The organism is Alloyangia pacifica (assembly GCF_900116195.1).
In the GTDB taxonomy this organism is placed as follows: Bacteria; Pseudomonadota; Alphaproteobacteria; order Rhodobacterales; family Rhodobacteraceae; genus Salipiger; species Salipiger pacificus.
In genome coordinates, this window is record NZ_FOZW01000010.1 from 199,360 (window position 1) to 215,660 (window position 16,301).

A 16,301-nucleotide genomic window follows, 5' to 3' on the forward strand; every position below is an offset into this window, starting at 1 on the left:
GCGCGAACGATCAGATTTTCGCCGCATGCCAACCGCCGAGATGCGGCGCCTTCCGGCGTCGCGGCTGCCTTGCCCGTGTCGAAATCAGGAACGGACGACCACTGCCGAGGCGTCGCCAGCGTCGCTTCCACGCAGGGCCGCGAAGAGGATCGGAAGCAGGCCGGACACGAGACTTACCGTGAAATAAAGGCCAAACGCGTTCAGCGCGGAAGTGTCGAGGACAAGCCAGGAGAAGAGACCGCAGAACGCACCGAAGATGCTGCCGGCCATGAGCGCCACAATCGCCATAATCGTACCCTTCGCATTTTTTTCAGGCGTCCGAGGGTCGGAGCCTCCCTTTTCTAGCCCCTTTTCTGGGCGCGAATCTGGGCTCGAATGTGGCAGGCGCCGTCACAAAATAGGGCAATTTGCCGGTGTTTTCCTGTTTCCGCCACGGCAAACGGCGGCCCCTTTCGAAGCCGCCGCCAGTCTTTTCGCCGATGAAGCGCACCCGTGAAAGAGGCCGGTAGCACGCGCCAGGGCACTGGATCAGATCACCGTCACCTTGGTGCCCAGCGGGACCCGCTGATAGAGGTCGATGACGTGTTCGTTGATCATCCGGATGCAGCCGTTCGACACCGAGCGCCCGATGGTTCCTGGCTGGGTGGTGCCATGGATGCGGAAGAAGGTGTCGCGGCCGTTCTGGAACAGGTAGAGCGCGCGCGCGCCCAGCGGGTTGCCGGGGCCGCCGGGCTCCACATAGTCATTGTCCCGGAACTTCGCGTAGGTCTGCGGCTCGCGCTCGATCATCTCGTTGGTCGGGCGCCAGGTGGGCCATTCCTTCTTCACCTGGATCACCGCCTCGCCGGTGAACTCCAACCCGGCCTTGCCGACACCCACGCCGTAGCGCAGCGCCTCGCCGGGGCCGGTAATGAAATAGAGGAAATGTGCACGCGGCATGATGAGGATCTGGCCCGGCTGCATGTCGCTGCGCATGCGCACGGGCTGCGGTGCAAATTTCGGATCGAGCGCATAGGCTGTGGCCGGCGCGGTGGCGGCCAGAAGTGCCCCGGCGCTGGCCGTGGCTACGAAGTTGCGACGGGTGATCATGGGCTACTCTCTGGTTTGGTCTCAGGGCATACGAATTCTGTGGCCGGGGCGTATAAAATCAATGGGGCTGGGCCAAGGGGATTGTCACAATTGCGCGCGGAACACATATCAGATGAAATGAATGTATGGAGATTCAGAAATGGTCAAGCTTGTCTGCCTCGATTGTGGCCAGACCAACCGCGTGCCGCAAGAGAGACTTTCCGCAGCGCCGAAATGCGGCACCTGCGGGGCGCCGCTGATGGATGGCAAGGCGCATGAGATCGACGCCGAAACTCTGGCCAAGGCGATTCGCACCGACGAGGCGCCGCTGGTCGTGGACTTCTGGGCGCCGTGGTGCGGCCCCTGCCGGATGATGGCCCCGGAGTATTCCAAGGCGGCCGGCGCGTTGAAGGGAAAGGCGCGGCTGGTCAAGCTGAACACAGAGCAGCATCAGAAGGCGGCGGCGCAGTTCGGCATCCGCGGCATCCCGACGCTCATCGCCTTCGGCAAGGGGCGCGAGGCGGCCCGTCAATCCGGTGCACTGCCCGCCGCACAGATCGAGGCTTTCGCTCTGCGCGCGCCTGCGGCCAAGTGATGTGGCGCGCGCCGAAGCCTAGTTCTTCGGCGCGTTGGCATTGCGTCCGGCAAGCATGACGCTGATCGTATAGGCCAGTTTCGGGTCCATGCCCGAGAGGATGGCGGCGGCGGCATCCGGGCGCATACGGCCAAGGAAGCCTGCGGCGAAATCCGGCTCCATCTGGGAAAACACCGCCGCCGCCTCGCGCGGTTTCATGTTGGCATAGACCTGGGTGAGTTGGGCGACATCTTCCTCGGCGGCGGTTTCCGCCATGGCGAGCGTGGCCCGCAGCCGCTGCTCGGTTTGCTCCATCGCGGCGAGCTTCTGATCGATCGCCGTCTCGGCCACCTGCAGAGCCTGTTGGCGGTTTCGGAGCTCGGTCTCGCGCTGCGTGACCTGCGCCTCCCGCGCCCGCAGCGCCTCCAGCGCGGGGGCAAGGTCCTCTTCTCCGACGCAGGTGCCTGGCGCCGCGCCCTCTGTGCCGGGATGGTCTGACATGGACGCCTGCTGGATGTTGTCCTCCGCGCTGGCCGGCAGGTTGTCCAGCGCCTGCGCAGCGCCGGAGCCGAGACGGACCAGCGCCGAGGCCAGCAACAGGGCGCTGATGATCGCCAGTACCCCCCTGCCCCGGCCAGGGTTCCCCCGTCCCGGCATCACGCCGCGCCGCTGCGCGAATGGCGCAGAAAGACCGGCTCGGCGCCATCCTCGGCGGCCGGGGAGCCTGCAAGGTCAGCCCTACCTTGCGCGGCCTTCCCTGTCGGAGCTCCTGCACCGGTCCCCGCGCCTTCCACCGCCGGCAGGTCGTGCATCGAGGCAATCAGGAGTTCCAGGCGCTGCGCGACCTGTTCGCCGCGGCCGGTGAGGTCCGCCAGCGTCTCGCCGGACTTGCCTGCCGCCTGCTGCGCCGCATCCAGCGAGCGGGTCAGGTCGTCGACCTGCGCAGAAAGCACCGCGACCGCGCCGCCGACGCCCTTTTCGAGGTCCGTGAAACGGGTCAGGCGCCGCGACAGCACCAGGCAGTAGAGCCCGGCGCCGAGCGCCCCGGCGACCAGCAGGATATCGGCGATGATGTCCATCAATACTCCCTCAATTCAAAACGAATTCGGTCACAAGGAGATCCCGGATCCGGTCTTCTCCGGCGACCATCTGGATGCGGCGCAGCATCTGCGCGCGCAGCCGGATGAGCGCGCCCTGCGCCTCGACATCGCGCGCCTCCAGTGCCCGCAGGTAGGTGTTCAGCACATCGAGGATGCGCGGCATCAGGTCCTCGACGACGGCGCGATGCTCCGGTGCGACCTCCAGCTGCGCGGTGAACCGCAGGTGGTGCAGCGCCGTGACCGGGCCGAGCGAGGCGATGAGCTGCGGCAGCTCGATGAAGGCCGTTGCCTGCGATGTCCCGCCATGGCCATCAGCCTGCCCGTGCCCCGTATCCCCGTGCCCCGTGTCCGCATGACCGTCACCAGACACATTGCCGTGCGCGTCCGCGGTGGCAGAGCTGCCGCCGAAAGGCAGCAGTCCGGAAAAGGCCACGAAGAACCCACCGGCGCCGCCGGCAAGCGCGAGCAGCAGGCCAATCAGCAGCGGAAGCTTCGATCTTTTCTTGCGCGGCGCGTCGTCTTCGCCGGCCGCGTCGGCGGTGGCGTCGGTCATGGGGCACCTCTCTTCTGGCACGCTGCTTATACGCGCTGAGAGGCTAACTGATTGTTAAGTCGGATCCGCCAAACATGCCCCCGTCGGCGCCACTGTCAGCACCGCTCCGGCGGCCGCATCCGCCCCCCCTGCCGGTCCGGCAACCTTTCGCGGGTGCACGCCTTGCGACAAGTCTGGTGGCGAACCCGGCGACGAAACGGAGGTTTTCTTGCAGCAGCTCGCGACAGTCTGGAATGCACTCACCCCGCGACGCCGGGCGGTGGTGATCGGGGCCACGCTGGCGATGATCCTCGCCGTCCTCGGGCTGGCCCGCGTGGCCGGCTCGCCGCCGATGTCACTGCTCTATGCCGGGCTCGAGAATGGCGCCGCGGGCGAGGTGGTCGAGGCGCTCGAATCGCGTGGCATCCCCTTCGAGGTGCGCGGCGGCGCGATCTTCGTGCCGGACAGCCAGCGCGACGCGCTGCGCATGACCCTTGCCAGCGAGGGGCTGCCGGCGAACAGCACGCAGGGCTACGAGCTTCTCGATACACTGTCGGGGTTCGGCACCACGTCGCAGATGTTCGACGCCGCCTACTGGCGCGCCAAGGAAGGCGAATTGGCGCGCACCATCGTCGCCAGTCCGCAGGTCTCCTCGGCCCGGGTCCATATCGCGAATTCCAGCGCGAACCCGTTCCAGCGCGATGTCACGCCCTCCGCCTCGGTCTCGGTCACGTCCAGCGGTGCAGCGATCACGCCGGTGCAGGCGCGTGCGTTGAGGTTCCTCGTGGCGTCCGCCGTGCCCGGGCTGGTGCCAGAAGAGGTTGCGGTGATCGACAGTGTCGCCGGCCTGATCGGCAGCGAGGAAGACGCCGGCAGCGGCCCCAGCGCCGAGGACCGGGCGCTGGCGTTGCGCGACCGGGTCCAGCGGCTGATGGAGGCCCGCGTCGGCGCCGGAAACGCCGTGGTCGAGGTCAGCGTCGACACGGTGACCGAAAGCGAATCGATCCGCGAGCGCCGCTTCGACCCGGAAGGGCGCGTCGCCATCTCCACGGACACCGAGGAAGAAACCAGCAGCAACCAGAACAGCGGCAGCCCCGACGTGACCGTCGCCTCGAACTTGCCGGACGGCCAGGCGGCGGGCGGCGATCAGAGCTCCTCGAGCCAGAGCAGCGATTCGCGCGAGCGGGTGAACTACGAGGTCTCGGAGACAACGCGGGAGGTCACCCGCGTGCCCGGTGCCGTACGCCGGCTGACCGTGGCGGTGCTGGTGAATGGCAGCTTCGAGACCGCCGCCGACGGCACCCAGACCTTCATCCCGCTGCCCGACGCCGAACTTGCCGACCTGCGCGAGCTCGTTGCCTCGGCGGTCGGTTTCGACGAGGCACGCGGCGACCAGATCACCCTGCGCTCGCTGCCATTCGAGCGCCCCGAGGGACTGGGCACCGGACCGATCGAACTCGGCTGGTTCGCGATGCCGCTCGATCCGATGACGCTGATCCAGCTTGGCGTACTTTCAGCGGTGGCGCTGATCCTCGGCCTCTTCGTCGTCCGCCCGATCCTCGCCGGAAAGGCTGCGGGCCCGGCCCCGCTGTCGCTGCCGGGCATGGACGCCGGGGGCACCGCGCTGAGCGGCGAAATCGAGGAGGACGACAGCTTCGCCGCCCTGCCATCGCTCGGAAGCGGGCCGGATTTCGGCGGGCTCGGCATGGTCGACTTCGACACGCCCGCCGAAGAGGACCCGGTGGACCGACTGCGGGCGCTCATCGAAGAGCGCAAGACCGAGACGGTGGAAATCCTGCGCAGCTGGCTCGATGAGAAGGAGGAGGCCAAGTGAGCGATCTGCATGATTTCCTTGAGGATTTTGCAGCGCGCCCCTCCGGAACTGCGGCTCCCGCACCGGAGTTTGGCGAAGCCGAGGTGGAGGCCGGGAAGCTCGAATCCTTTGACACCGGCTACCGCGCCGGCTGGGATGACGCAATCAAGGCGCAGGCCGAGGAAACGCACCGTATCGCCAGCGACTTCGCGCAGAACCTCCAGGACCTGTCCTTCACCTACAACGAGGCCTACAGGCAGGTCCTGGACGGTGTTTCCCCGCTGTTGGAGGGCATCTTGCAAGCGCTGTTGCCGACGCTGCTGCACGAGACCCTCGGCCTGCACCTGCACGAGCAACTGGCCGGCATGGCGCAGGAAATCGCCCGGCGCGAGGTCCTGATCGCGGTCGCGCCGGAAAGTGCGGCGCAGGTCACACCCCTGCTCGAGCAGGATTTCGGCTTCCCCCTCCGCCTGGAGGAAGACCCGACGCTCGCCGAGGGACAGGCCGACCTGCGCTTCGGCGAGACCGAGAAACAGATCGACCTGAGCGGCCTTCTCGACGAGGTGACCCGCGCGGTCGAAGGCTTCGCCCATGACAATCGGAGGAACGCGGCGCATGGATGACTTTCATGGATGACATCGCGGACGAGAGCGCAGCGCAGGACGCCCCCCGCCCGCGCGGCGCGGCGCCCTTCACCACTGTTCCGATCGAGATCACCGTCTCGGTCGGCCGCGCCCGCCCGCTCGTGCGCGACCTTCTAAAGCTCGGCGAAGGCTCGGTGCTGACGCTGGACCGGCGGCTGGAGGATCCGGTCGAGCTCTACGTCGGCGACAAGCTGATCGGCACCGGCGCGCTGGAAGTCACCGGGGAGGGCGAGAACGCGCAGCTGGCCGTGCGGCTGCTGGAAGTGATGGACATCCAGAGCCCGGGCTGAGGATGCGCCGGCGTACCCCCGCACGGGCCGGCGCGCCCTTCCAGCGGCTGCCCGTTCCGGCGGCTCCTGTATTGCTCGTCCTGCTGCTCGTCTTGCTGCCCGGCCCCGCGATGGCGCAGCAGATCTCGGTCGACCTTGGCCAGGGCGGCTCGGTCACCGCCGTCAGCCTGCAGCTGATCGCCCTGATCACCCTGCTCAGCCTGGCACCCGGCATCGCGATCATGGTGACCTGCTTTCCCTTCATCGTCACCGTGCTGGCGATCCTGCGGCAGGCGCTGGGGCTGCAGCAGTCGCCGCCCAACATGCTGATCGTCAGCCTAGCGCTGTTCCTGACCTTCTTCGTGATGGAGCCGACCTTCACCGAAGCCTGGCAGCGGGGCATCGAACCGCTGCTCGACGAGCGCATCGAGCTGGTCGAGGCGACGGAACGCACCCTGCAGCCGTTCCGGAGTTTCATGGCCGCGCGCTGCGATCCCGCAACCTTCGAGACCATGGCCGAGCTGAGGCCGGGCACCGAAGGCCTCGCGCTTGCCCCCGAGGCGCCGCTGTCGCTGCTGGTGCCGAGCTTCATGCTGTCGGAGATCGCCCGCGCCTTTCAGGTCGGCTTCCTGATCTTCCTGCCGTTCCTGATCATCGACCTGGTGGTCGCCGCGGTGCTGATGTCGATGGGCATGATGATGGTGCCGCCCGCCATCGTCTCGCTGCCGTTCAAGCTGGCCTTCTTCGTTATCGCCGACGGCTGGTCGCTGCTCTCGGGTGCGCTGGTACGGAGCTATTTCTAAGGGCGCGGCGATCGTCCGGACAGGACGACGCACAGGCCGCTGCGCGACAAAGGGCTGCCGCGGGACCAATTCCGGCGGCCCGCCCGAGGCGCGTGGCGCTATGAGTTGGCACCACCGATGCGCGCGAGCAGACCCCGACCCGACCACCGGGCCCGCTCCAGGGCCGGATCAGCCAAACCCCTGTAGCGCTGGCCGCGGGGCTGATTGTACCCAAAGAGCATCCGGGGAAAGTGACCCACGGCAGAGGACGGGAGGGACCCTACAGCCCCTCGCCCGGCGTGTCCGCGTGCAGGTGGCGCTCGCCCCGCGCCTTGGCGAGCGCGATCTGCTTCTGCCGCTCGCGGAAGCGCGCCTTGTCCTCCTCGGAGGTCTCGGCGACGCAATGATGGCAGGAGACGCCCTCTTCGTAGTCGGGGCGCGCGCGGTCCTCGGGCAGGATCGGGCGGCGGCAGGCGTGGCAGAGCTCGTGCGGCCCCTCGCGCAGCCCGTGCTCGACCGAGACGCGCCCGTCGAAGACAAAGCAGCTGCCCTGCCAGCTGCTGTCCTCCTCGGGCACCTCCTCGAGGTACTTCAGGATGCCGCCCTTGAGGTGGTAGACGTCCTCGACCCCCTGGCTCAGCAGGTAGTTGGTGGACTTCTCGCATCGGATACCGCCGGTGCAGAACATGGCGATGCGCTTGTTGTGGAAGCGCTCCTTGTTCTGCTCCCACCATTCGGGGAATTCGCGGAACGAGGCCGTCTGCGGATCGACCGCGCCCTCGAAGGTGCCGATGGCGATCTCGTAGTCGTTGCGCGTGTCGATCACCGCCACGTCGGGCGAGCGGATCAGCTCGTTCCAGTCGGCAGGCGCGACGTAGTGGCCGACGCTGGCGCGCGGATCGACACCGGGCTGGCCCATGGTGACGATCTCCTTCTTCAGCCGCACCTTCATGCGGGCGAAGGGGCGTTCGGCGGCCTCGGAAAACTTCCACTCCAGATCGGCGCAACCGGGCAGCGCCCGGATATGTGCGAGCACCGCGTCGATCCCGGCGCGCGGGCCAGCGATGGTGCCGTTGATCCCCTCGCCGGCGAGCAGCAGCGTGCCGGTGACGGCATTGCCGAGGCACAGGTCCAGAAGCGGACCGCGCAGGGCCGCGGGATCGTCGAAACGGGTGAAGTGATAGAGTGCGCAGACTGTGAACATGCGGGCGCATTTACGCCCAAGGGTCGAGTCGGGCAAGCGACCGGATTGCCGCAGCATTGACGCGCGCGCGGCGCGGCGCGTAAGCCTTTGGGAAAACCCCGGAGGCCCAAAGACATGCACGCGCTCATCGTCATCGACGTCCAGAACGATTTCTGCCCCGGCGGCGCGCTTGCCGTGCCCGGCGGCGACGAGATCGTCGCCCCGATCAATGCGCTGATGGCGGAGGTCGATGCGGTGGTGCTGACGCAGGACTGGCATCCGGCGGGACATTCCTCGTTCGCAAGCTCCCATGACGGCAAGGCACCCTATGACATGGTCGAGATGCCCTATGGTCCGCAGGTGCTCTGGCCCGACCATTGCGTGATCGGCAGCGCGGGCGCGGCCTTTCACCCCGATTTGGACACCGAGCGCGCCGACCTGATCCTCCGCAAGGGCTACACCCCCTCGATCGACAGCTACTCGGCCTTCTTCGAGAACGACCGCCGCACGCCCACCGGGCTCGAGGGCTACCTGCGCACTCGCGGCATCGAGCGGCTGACGCTGGTCGGCCTCGCCACGGATTTCTGCGTCAACTACTCGGCGCTGGACGCAGCGAAGCTCGATTTCAGCGTGACCGTGCGCGAGGATCTCTGCCGCGCCATCGACCTCGACGGCTCGCTCTCTGCGGCGCGCGCGGGCATGCAGGGCGCCGGTGTGAAGCTCGTGCGCCCCGCCTGAGGGCGACCTCCGGAACCATCCGCGCCCGCAAGCCGTTGCCCGTAGGGCAGAAAGCGCTTGGCCCTTCCTGTCACATTCGCGTAACAGGGGCCCCGACTGCCCGTGAGGAGTGTGCGCCGTGGAAATCGCGACCCGAGTCTGGAACCACCGCTGGAAGATCGACCCGATCGTCCGGTCGCTGATCGATACCGATTTCTACAAGCTGTTGATGTGCCAGTCGGTCTATCACAACCGGCGCGACACGCAGGTCACCTTCAGCCTGATCAACCGTTCCAGCAACGTGCCTCTGGCCAAGCTGATCGACGAAGGCGAGCTGCGCGAACAGCTCGACCACATCCGCTCGCTCAGCCTGACCCGCGGTGAGAGCACCTGGCTGCGCGGCAACACCTTCTACGGCAAGCGCCAGATGTTCCGCCCCGACTTCATGGAGTGGTTCGAGAACCTGCGCCTGCCGCCCTATTTCCTCGAACGCGTCGGCGACCAGTACGAGCTGACCTTCGAAGGCAGCTGGCCCGAGGTCATGCTGTGGGAGATTCCGGCGCTCGCAGTGCTGATGGAGCTGCGGGGCCGCGCCGTGCTCAACCACATGGGCAAGTTCGAACTGCAGGTGCTCTACGCCCGCGCCGCCACCAAGCTCTGGGAGAAGATCGAGCGCCTGCGCGGCCAGCCCGGACTGAAGATCGCCGATTTCGGCACACGGCGCCGCCACAGCTTCCTCTGGCAGGACTGGTGCGTGCAGGCGATGGTCGAGGGGCTGGGCGACGGCTTTACCGGCACCTCCAACTGCCTGATCGCAAAGAACCGCGATCTCGAGGCCATCGGCACCAACGCCCACGAGCTGCCCATGGTCTACGCCGCGCTGGCCGAGGATGACGAGGCGCTCGCCCGCGCGCCCTACGACGTTCTGGCCGACTGGCACCGCGAGCACGAGGGCAACCTGCGGATGATCCTGCCCGACACCTACGGCACCGAAGGATTCCTCAGGAACGCCCCCGACTGGCTGGCGGGCTGGACCGGCATCCGCATCGACAGCGGCGATCCCGAGACCGGCGCCGAGATCGCCATCCGCTGGTGGCAGGAACGCGGCGAGGACCCGCGCGAGAAGCTGGTGATCTTCTCGGACGGCCTCGACGAGGAGAAGATCCTCGAGCTTTACCACAAGTTCGCGGGCCGGGTGCGGGTGTCCTTCGGCTGGGGCACGCTGCTGACCAACGATTTCCGCGGCCTCACGCCCGACGACCGGCTGGCCCCGTTCAGCCTCGTCTGCAAGGCGATCAGCGCCAACGGGCGTCCCACGGTGAAGCTCTCGGACAACCCCAACAAGGCGATGGGCCCCGCCGAGGAGATCGCCCGCTACAAGCGCGTCTTCGAGGTCGGCGAGCAGGAGCGCCACGAGGTCGTCGTCTGAGGCGGTCGTCTGGGGTCGTCGTCTGGGGCCCTCCGCCCTTTCCGAGACTGGCATGTGCCGCGGCGTCGCGCTATGCAGGCGCGGCACTCTTAGTCTGAGGAAAGACCGCATATGGCTGGCATCGAACCGCAACCCGGCATCATGGACATCGAGCTCTACGTGGGCGGCGCGTCGCATGTGGCGGGTGTCTCGAACGTCATCAAGCTCAGTTCCAACGAGAACCCCTTCGGCCCCTCCCCGGCGGCGCAGGAGGCGGTGCGGCGCGTGGTGCATGAAATGCACCGCTATCCTTCCTCGGATCACGGCGCGCTGCGCGAGGCCATCGGCGAGACCTGGGAACTTGATCCGCAGCGCATCATCTGCGGCGCGGGCTCGGACGAGATCATCGCCTTCCTCTGCCAGGCCTATGCCGGGCCGGGCACCGAGGTGATTCACACCGAGCACGGCTTTGCCATGCACAAGATCTCGGCCATGGCCGCCGGCGCGACCCCTGTCGAGGTGGCCGAGCAGGACCGCGTGGTCAGCGTCGACAACATCCTCGCTGCCTGCACCGAGCGCACCCGGCTGGTGTTTGTCGCCAACCCCGCCAATCCCACCGGCACGATGATCGGGCTGGCGGAACTGGAGCGGCTGGCGAACGGCATCCCCGAGACCGCGATGCTGGTGATCGACAGCGCCTACGCGGAATACGTCGAGGGCTACGACGGCGGCGCCAAGCTCGCCACCGAGCGGCCCAACGTCTTCATGACCCGCACCTTCTCGAAGCTCTACGGGCTGGGTGGCATGCGTATCGGCTGGGGCTACGGCCCGCAGGAGATCATCGACGTGCTGAACCGCATCCGCGGCCCGTTCAACGTCGCCGCCCTGACGCTGGCCGCCGCCGAGGCCTCGATCCGCGACACCGTCTACGTCGAGAAGTGCCGCACCGAGAACGCCCGCATGCGTGCCTGGCTGGGCGAGGCGCTGGCCGAGCACGGCGTGTCCTCGGATGCCTCGACCGCGAACTTCATCCTCGCCCGCTTCGGCTCGCAGGCCGAGGCCGAGGCCTGCGACACCTACCTGCAGTCGCAGGGCGTGCTGGTGCGCCGCACCACCGGCTACGGCCTGCCGAACGCGCTGCGCATCACCGTGGGGGACGAGGCGTCCTGCCGCCGGGTGGCGCATCTGGTGGGGCAGTTCAAGGCCGGCGCGCGATGAGCGAGACGCAGCCCCAGAACTACGGCCGCGTTGCGCTGATCGGCCTCGGCCTCATCGCCTCGTCGATCTTCTGGGCGATGAAGCGCGCTGGCATGGAGAGCCATGTCACCGGCTACGCGCGCTCGGCCGAGACGCGCGAGACCGCGAAGCGCCTCGGCCTCTGCCACGAGATCGTGGATAGCGCCGAGGAAGCGGTGAAGGACGCGGACCTCGTGATCCTCGCGGTGCCGGTCGGCGCCATGGGGCCGATCGCCGAGGCCATTGCGCCGCACCTCAAGCCCGGCTGCACCGTCAGCGACGTCGGCTCGGTGAAGCAGGAGGTCATCGATGCGGTGCGCCCGCACCTTCCCGAGGGCGTGAACTTCGTGCCGACCCACCCGATGGCGGGCACCGAGCATTCCGGTCCCGACGCCGGGTTTGCCTCGCTCTACGACAACCGCTGGTGCCTTATCGTACCCGACGGCGCTCCCGAGGAGGCCACGGCCAAGCTCGAAGCCTTCTGGCAGGCACTCGGCGCAAGGACCGAACAGATGGAGGTCGAGCACCACGACCTCGTCTGCGCGGTGGTGAGCCACGTGCCGCACCTCATCGCCTACACGATGGTGGGGGTCGCCGACGATCTGCGCCGGGTGTCGGACCAGGAGGTGATCAAGTTCTCCGCCGCCGGTTTCCGCGATTTCACCCGCATCGCGGCCTCCGACCCGACCATGTGGCGCGACGTCTTCATGAACAACAAGCAGGCGACGCTGGAGATCCTCGGGCGCTTCACCGAGGAGCTGTTTGCGCTGCAACGCGCCATCCGCACGGGCGACGGGCAGTTGCTCTTTGACTACTTCACCCGGACGCGGGAAATTCGCCGCGGCATCCTGCAGGCCGGTCAGGACACGGATGCCCCGGATTTCGGACGGGTGAAGGTGGAAAAATGATCTCTCGGGCGACGGCACTGGCGGCACTGATGCTCTTGGCATCGCCGCTCGCTGCCGCGCCCGAAACCGCCCCTGACGCCTCGCTGCGCCCGGTCGCGCGTGCCCTTGTCGAAGCGCCGGAACCCACTCCCGTCATTGCCACCGAAACCGGCGCGCTGGATCGCCCCAAGGCGCGGCCCGAAACGCTTAATGCCGCGCTCGGCGATCCCGAGGCGACCGATCCCCCCGCAGGCGTGCCCGACTTCGTGCCCGAACAGGCCGCCCGCGACATCGCCCTGCGGCTCGCCTTTGCCGCGCGCTCGCCGCTGGCCATCCCGATGTCGCTGCGCCCCAGCCCGCGCAGCCGCGCCATCGTGGAAAAGGCCCTGGCGCTCCGCCGCGAACGGGCGCGCGGCGCGGTATGCGGCGATCCCGACCTGCAAGGCAGCGTCGTCGGCCCGGTCGCCGGGCGCATCTCCGGCTGTGGCATCGACGATGCGATCAAGCTGCGTTCGGTCTCCGGCCTGAAGCTCAGCACCCGCGCGACGATCGACTGCACCACCGCCCGGGCGCTCAAAGCCTGGGTCGAGACTTCGGTGAAACCCGCGGTCGGCTCCACCGGGGGCGGCGTGGCGGGCCTGCGTGTCGCAGCCAGCTACGCCTGCCGCTCGCGCAACAACCAGCCCGGCGCCAAGATCAGCGAGCACGCCAAGGGTCGCGCCATCGACATCGCCGCCATCCGCCTGAACGACGGCAGCGAGATCTCGGTGCTGGATGATTGGGACAAGGGCTCCGATGGGCGCATCCTGCGCAGGCTGCACCGGGATGCATGCGGCCCCTTCGGCACCGTGCTCGGACCCGAGTCCGACCGCTTCCATCAGGACCACTTCCATTTCGACACCGCTCGCTATCGGGCTGGAAGCTACTGCCGCTGAGCGCGGAACCTGGCTTTTTCAGGGCAGCCAGCTGCGGACTCCAGATCCGATTCTCTTTCATTTGTCGCCAATATCAGGACGGTTCGACGCAGCATCGCGGGACTGTCGCTGCAGACAGCGCGAATTCCGGCGGTTCTTGGGCAAATATTTGATTAAATCAAGTTTACTCCTCACCCTCGATCCATGGCCGGGGGGCCACTAGGAGGAGCGCACTGCCATGCGCCTGTTGATCACTGCCACTCTGGCGGCCTTGCTGTCGCCGCCGCTTCACGCCGATATCTCGATGGAGGCGGCGCGTTTCGCACCGGGCTCCCTGCTCGTCATGCAGGACGAAGACGGCAACGTTGTCAGCCATCTGGCGCGCGGCGAGGTCCAGGGGATCTACCGCTTCGATCTCTACGATGGCGCCACCGATGACGCGCTCTACGCCGGACGCTACTACACCGATGCCCGCGGCGAGGTACTGCTGAGCGTCACGGCGCAGGGCGCTGTCACCCGTTTCGAGCCCTACAGCTGCGCCCGCACGCTGGGCGAATGCACCTACGAGATCGTCCATGCCGATGGCCGCCGCGAGCCGCGGGTCCGCGAGACCCTCCAGACCGAGCTTGGCCTGAGCTGGACGGAATGGGGCCGCGAGGGGCCCATCGCCACCGGCGGCACGACACTCGACGAGATCGGTGCCCCAAATGAGAGCTGGCGGCGCGACCTGCGCAACGGCGACCGCTCACGGGTGCACCGGCTTTCTCTCGCGCTTCAATAATGGATTAACCAGTTTCTACGAATTTTAGCCCATTCAGGGTCGCCGATGATTAAACAGAAAGGATTTTCTGCGCGACATCAGGTGGTAGCGAGTACCACGGGTGGCAGTCGTGAGCATTGGTAACGAGTGACACAGGGCGGGGTTTTCCCGCCCTGTTTTTTTCAGACCTGTTTTTTGCCAGACCTGTCTCTTCAGCCTTCGCCACCGATCGCCGCCGACAGCACCGCCCTGGCATTCTCGGACGCCCAGTCCACGTCACCGGTGATCCGCGCCACCTCCTGCCCTTCGGGGTTGATCAGCACCGTGACCGGCAGACCCAGCACCGCCATCTCGCGCGCCAGCGCCGATTTCGGGTCGCGGTAGAGCGGCAGGTTGTCGACGCCGATCTCCTCGAAGAAGCTGGTCATGGCGGGCGGTGGGTTGCGGCCCGTGGCGATGGTCACCACCTCGAAGCTCTCACCCCCGAGCTCGGATTGCAGCGCCGAGAGCGCCGGCATCTCCTCGCGGCAGGGGGCGCACCAGGTGGCCCAGAAGTTCACCAGCGCCCATTTGCCCTGCAGGTCCGTCAGTGCCTTGGGGTTGCCCTCGAAGTCGATGAAGCCCGAGGTGCCCACGGGCTTCGGCGCCGCGTGGAAGACCAGCTTCTTCATTTCCCCTTCCCGAAGGGCACTCGCCGCCTCGACATCGGCCAGCGCCGGATTTGCAAGCGCAACACCGGCGGTATAGAGGATCGCCAAGGCCAGTTTTTTCATCTTCCCTCCGGAAAGGCAGCACATGTCGGACAAGACCTCGAACCAGATGTGGGGCGGCCGTTTCGCCGCTGGACCCGATGCCATCATGGAGGCGATCAACGCCTCGATCGGCTTCGACAAGCGGCTGGCGGCGCAGGATATTGCCGGCTCGAGGGCCCATGCGGCCATGCTCGCCGCCACAGGCATCGTGGACAGTAGCGATGCCGAAGCCATCCGGGAAGGTCTGCTCACGGTCTTGTCAGAGATCGAAGCCGGTGACTTCGCGTTCTCGACCGCGCTCGAAGACATCCACATGAACGTCGAGGCGCGCCTCAAGGAAACCATCGGCGAACCGGCGGGCCGCCTGCACACCGCGCGCTCGCGCAACGATCAGGTGGCGACCGACTTCCGCCTCTGGGTGCGCGACCAGTGCGACGCCGCCGAGGGCGGCATCCTCGCGCTGATGAAGGCGCTTCTGGGCCAGGCCGAGGCGGGCGCCGACTGGGTGATGCCGGGCTTCACCCACCTGCAGACCGCACAGCCGGTGACCTGGGGCCACCACATGATGGCCTATGTCGAGATGTTCTCCCGCGACCTGTCGCGGATGCGCGACGCACGCAAGCGGATGAACGAATCGCCGCTCGGCGCTGCCGCGCTGGCCGGCACCGGCTTCCCGATCGACCGCCAGATGACCGCCGAGGCGCTTGGTTTCGACCGGCCCATGGCCAACTCGCTCGACGCCGTCTCCGACCGCGACTTCGCGCTGGAGTTCCTCGCCGCCGCCTCGATCTGCGCCATGCACCTGTCGCGCTTCGCCGAAGAGCTGGTGATCTGGTCCTCGGCGCAGTTCCGCTTCGTGACCCTGTCGGACCGTTTCTCCACCGGTTCGTCGATCATGCCGCAGAAGAAAAACCCCGACGCCGCCGAGCTGATCCGCGCCAAGATCGGCCGCATCTTCGGCGCCAATGTCGCGCTGCTGATGGTGATGAAGGGTCTGCCGCTGGCCTATTCCAAGGACATGCAGGAAGACAAGGAACAGGTCTTCGACGCCGCCGACAACCTGATGCTGGCGCTGGCCGCGATGGAAGGCATGGTCAAGGACATGACCGCCAATGTCGCCAACCTCGAGGCCGCCGCCGCCTCGGGCTTCTCCACTGCCACCGACCTTGCCGACTGGCTGGTGCGCGAGACCGGCCTGCCGTTCCGCGATGCCCACCACGTCACCGGCGCGCTGGTCGCCATGGCCGAAAAAAAGGGCTGCGACCTGAGCGATCTTTCGCTTGAGGAGATGCAATCGGTCAACGGCACAATCTCCGAGGGTATCTTCGACGTGCTCGGCGTGCATAATTCGGTGGCAAGCCGAACGAGCTATGGTGGAACCGCCCCCGCCCGCGTGCGCGAGCAGGTGGCCCGATGGAAGGAAATCCTCGGATGAAACGACTCGCCGGACTGACCCTGATCGCCGTGACCATGTTGCTCGCCGCCTGCGAGGATCCCAACACGCGCGGACCAAGGGTCAACACCGGCGTTTCGATCGGCCCCGGCGGCGTGCACCCCCACGTGGGCGTCTCCGCCGGACGCGGGCCGGTTCGGGTCGGCGTCGGCACCTGACTTGCCGACAGACCTTTCCTGAGCGAAACTCCCGCCGCCCGGCACATCCGG

At 67.3% G+C, this 16,301-nt stretch carries 20 protein-coding genes; 13 read left to right on the forward strand and 7 right to left on the reverse strand.

Annotated elements, in window-relative coordinates; translation table 11 throughout:
* Nucleotides 1-84 precede the first annotated feature (84 nt).
* Together BM397_RS20325 and BM397_RS20330 are read right to left on the reverse strand one after the other, a co-directional pair.
* Nucleotides 85-288 carry a hypothetical protein gene (locus tag BM397_RS20325; RefSeq protein WP_092427606.1) on the reverse strand — a complete coding sequence of 68 codons (204 nt, stop codon included), beginning with the start codon at nucleotides 286-288 and terminating at the stop codon, nucleotides 85-87.
* Between the two features lie 240 nt (nucleotides 289-528).
* Entirely contained in the window at nucleotides 529-1,089 is a 561-nt protein-coding gene (locus BM397_RS20330) for a L,D-transpeptidase (protein WP_092427604.1), read from the reverse strand.
* A 139-nt stretch (nucleotides 1,090-1,228) separates the two neighbouring features.
* Between BM397_RS20330 and trxC the strand changes: the two genes are divergently transcribed.
* On the forward strand, nucleotides 1,229-1,663 hold the full coding sequence (gene trxC / locus BM397_RS20335; RefSeq protein WP_092427602.1) for a thioredoxin TrxC: 435 nt from the start codon (nucleotides 1,229-1,231) through the stop codon (nucleotides 1,661-1,663).
* An 18-nt stretch (nucleotides 1,664-1,681) separates the two neighbouring features.
* Here trxC and BM397_RS20340 read toward each other — a convergent pair whose 3' ends face one another.
* The 3 genes from BM397_RS20340 to BM397_RS20350 are packed head-to-tail and all read right to left on the reverse strand — an operon-like array spanning nucleotide 1,682 to nucleotide 3,295.
* On the reverse strand, nucleotides 1,682-2,299 hold the full coding sequence (locus BM397_RS20340; protein WP_092427600.1) for a MotE family protein: 618 nt from the start codon (nucleotides 2,297-2,299) through the stop codon (nucleotides 1,682-1,684).
* Nucleotides 2,299-2,721, reverse strand: coding sequence for a hypothetical protein (locus BM397_RS20345; RefSeq protein WP_092427598.1), 423 nt, complete (start codon nucleotides 2,719-2,721; stop codon nucleotides 2,299-2,301). Before BM397_RS20345 ends, BM397_RS20340 begins: the two co-directional genes overlap by 1 nt.
* Before the next feature lie 10 nt (nucleotides 2,722-2,731).
* The gene (locus tag BM397_RS20350) at nucleotides 2,732-3,295 is read right to left on the reverse strand and encodes a flagellar basal body-associated FliL family protein (protein ID WP_092427596.1); all 564 of its coding nucleotides are present in this window, start codon (nucleotides 3,293-3,295) and stop codon (nucleotides 2,732-2,734) included.
* Nucleotides 3,296-3,503: 208 nt separating this feature from the next.
* On the opposite strand from BM397_RS20350, the gene fliF reads away from it, so the two are divergent.
* The 4 genes from fliF to fliP all read left to right on the forward strand — a co-directional run bounded on the left by fliF (nucleotide 3,504) and on the right by fliP (nucleotide 6,803).
* Complete coding sequence (gene fliF / locus BM397_RS20355; protein ID WP_092427594.1) at nucleotides 3,504-5,108, forward strand: flagellar basal-body MS-ring/collar protein FliF; 1,605 nt, start codon at nucleotides 3,504-3,506, stop codon at nucleotides 5,106-5,108.
* Complete coding sequence (locus BM397_RS20360; protein ID WP_092427592.1) at nucleotides 5,105-5,710, forward strand: FliH/SctL family protein; 606 nt, start codon at nucleotides 5,105-5,107, stop codon at nucleotides 5,708-5,710. The genes fliF and BM397_RS20360 overlap by 4 nt, the downstream gene beginning before the upstream one ends.
* A gap of 5 nt (nucleotides 5,711-5,715) precedes the next feature.
* Entirely contained in the window at nucleotides 5,716-6,021 is a 306-nt protein-coding gene (locus BM397_RS20365) for a FliM/FliN family flagellar motor switch protein (RefSeq protein WP_092427983.1), read from the forward strand.
* 110 nt (nucleotides 6,022-6,131) lie between these two features.
* Complete coding sequence (fliP, locus tag BM397_RS20370) at nucleotides 6,132-6,803, forward strand: flagellar type III secretion system pore protein FliP (protein ID WP_245696154.1); 672 nt, start codon at nucleotides 6,132-6,134, stop codon at nucleotides 6,801-6,803.
* A 259-nt stretch (nucleotides 6,804-7,062) separates the two neighbouring features.
* Here the strand turns inward: fliP and trhO are convergent, their stop codons facing one another.
* A complete protein-coding gene (trhO, locus tag BM397_RS20375) occupies nucleotides 7,063-7,986 on the reverse strand; it encodes an oxygen-dependent tRNA uridine(34) hydroxylase TrhO (RefSeq protein WP_092427588.1) in 924 nt (307 codons plus the stop codon).
* A gap of 114 nt (nucleotides 7,987-8,100) precedes the next feature.
* Here trhO and pncA point away from each other — a divergent pair, with 114 nt between their 5' ends.
* The 6 genes from pncA (at nucleotide 8,101) to BM397_RS20405 (ending at nucleotide 13,908) form a co-directional block, all read left to right on the forward strand.
* A complete protein-coding gene (gene pncA, locus BM397_RS20380) occupies nucleotides 8,101-8,703 on the forward strand; it encodes a bifunctional nicotinamidase/pyrazinamidase (protein WP_092427586.1) in 603 nt (200 codons plus the stop codon).
* Between the two features lie 118 nt (nucleotides 8,704-8,821).
* On the forward strand, nucleotides 8,822-10,111 hold the full coding sequence (pncB, locus tag BM397_RS20385) for a nicotinate phosphoribosyltransferase (RefSeq protein WP_092427584.1): 1,290 nt from the start codon (nucleotides 8,822-8,824) through the stop codon (nucleotides 10,109-10,111).
* Nucleotides 10,112-10,222: 111 nt separating this feature from the next.
* Nucleotides 10,223-11,308 carry a histidinol-phosphate transaminase gene (gene hisC / locus BM397_RS20390; RefSeq protein ID WP_092427582.1) on the forward strand — a complete coding sequence of 362 codons (1,086 nt, stop codon included), beginning with the start codon at nucleotides 10,223-10,225 and terminating at the stop codon, nucleotides 11,306-11,308.
* Entirely contained in the window at nucleotides 11,305-12,234 is a 930-nt protein-coding gene (locus BM397_RS20395; protein WP_092427580.1) for a prephenate/arogenate dehydrogenase family protein, read from the forward strand. Before hisC ends, BM397_RS20395 begins: the two co-directional genes overlap by 4 nt.
* A complete protein-coding gene (locus BM397_RS20400; RefSeq protein WP_092427578.1) occupies nucleotides 12,231-13,148 on the forward strand; it encodes an extensin-like domain-containing protein in 918 nt (305 codons plus the stop codon). The genes BM397_RS20395 and BM397_RS20400 overlap by 4 nt, the downstream gene beginning before the upstream one ends.
* A 217-nt stretch (nucleotides 13,149-13,365) precedes the next feature.
* Nucleotides 13,366-13,908 carry a hypothetical protein gene (locus tag BM397_RS20405; RefSeq protein ID WP_092427576.1) on the forward strand — a complete coding sequence of 181 codons (543 nt, stop codon included), beginning with the start codon at nucleotides 13,366-13,368 and terminating at the stop codon, nucleotides 13,906-13,908.
* Between the two features lie 191 nt (nucleotides 13,909-14,099).
* Here the strand turns inward: BM397_RS20405 and BM397_RS20410 are convergent, their stop codons facing one another.
* Nucleotides 14,100-14,660: a TlpA family protein disulfide reductase gene (locus BM397_RS20410; protein WP_092427574.1), complete on the reverse strand. Its 561-nt coding sequence runs from the start codon at nucleotides 14,658-14,660 to the stop codon at nucleotides 14,100-14,102.
* A gap of 22 nt (nucleotides 14,661-14,682) precedes the next feature.
* Here BM397_RS20410 and argH point away from each other — a divergent pair, with 22 nt between their 5' ends.
* Nucleotides 14,683-16,074 (forward strand): argininosuccinate lyase, encoded by a 1,392-nt coding sequence (gene argH, locus BM397_RS20415; protein WP_092427572.1) that lies wholly within the window; start codon nucleotides 14,683-14,685, stop codon nucleotides 16,072-16,074.
* A complete protein-coding gene (locus tag BM397_RS20420) occupies nucleotides 16,071-16,250 on the forward strand; it encodes a hypothetical protein (protein ID WP_092427570.1) in 180 nt (59 codons plus the stop codon). The genes argH and BM397_RS20420 overlap by 4 nt, the downstream gene beginning before the upstream one ends.
* The last annotated feature ends 51 nt before the right edge of the window (nucleotides 16,251-16,301 follow it).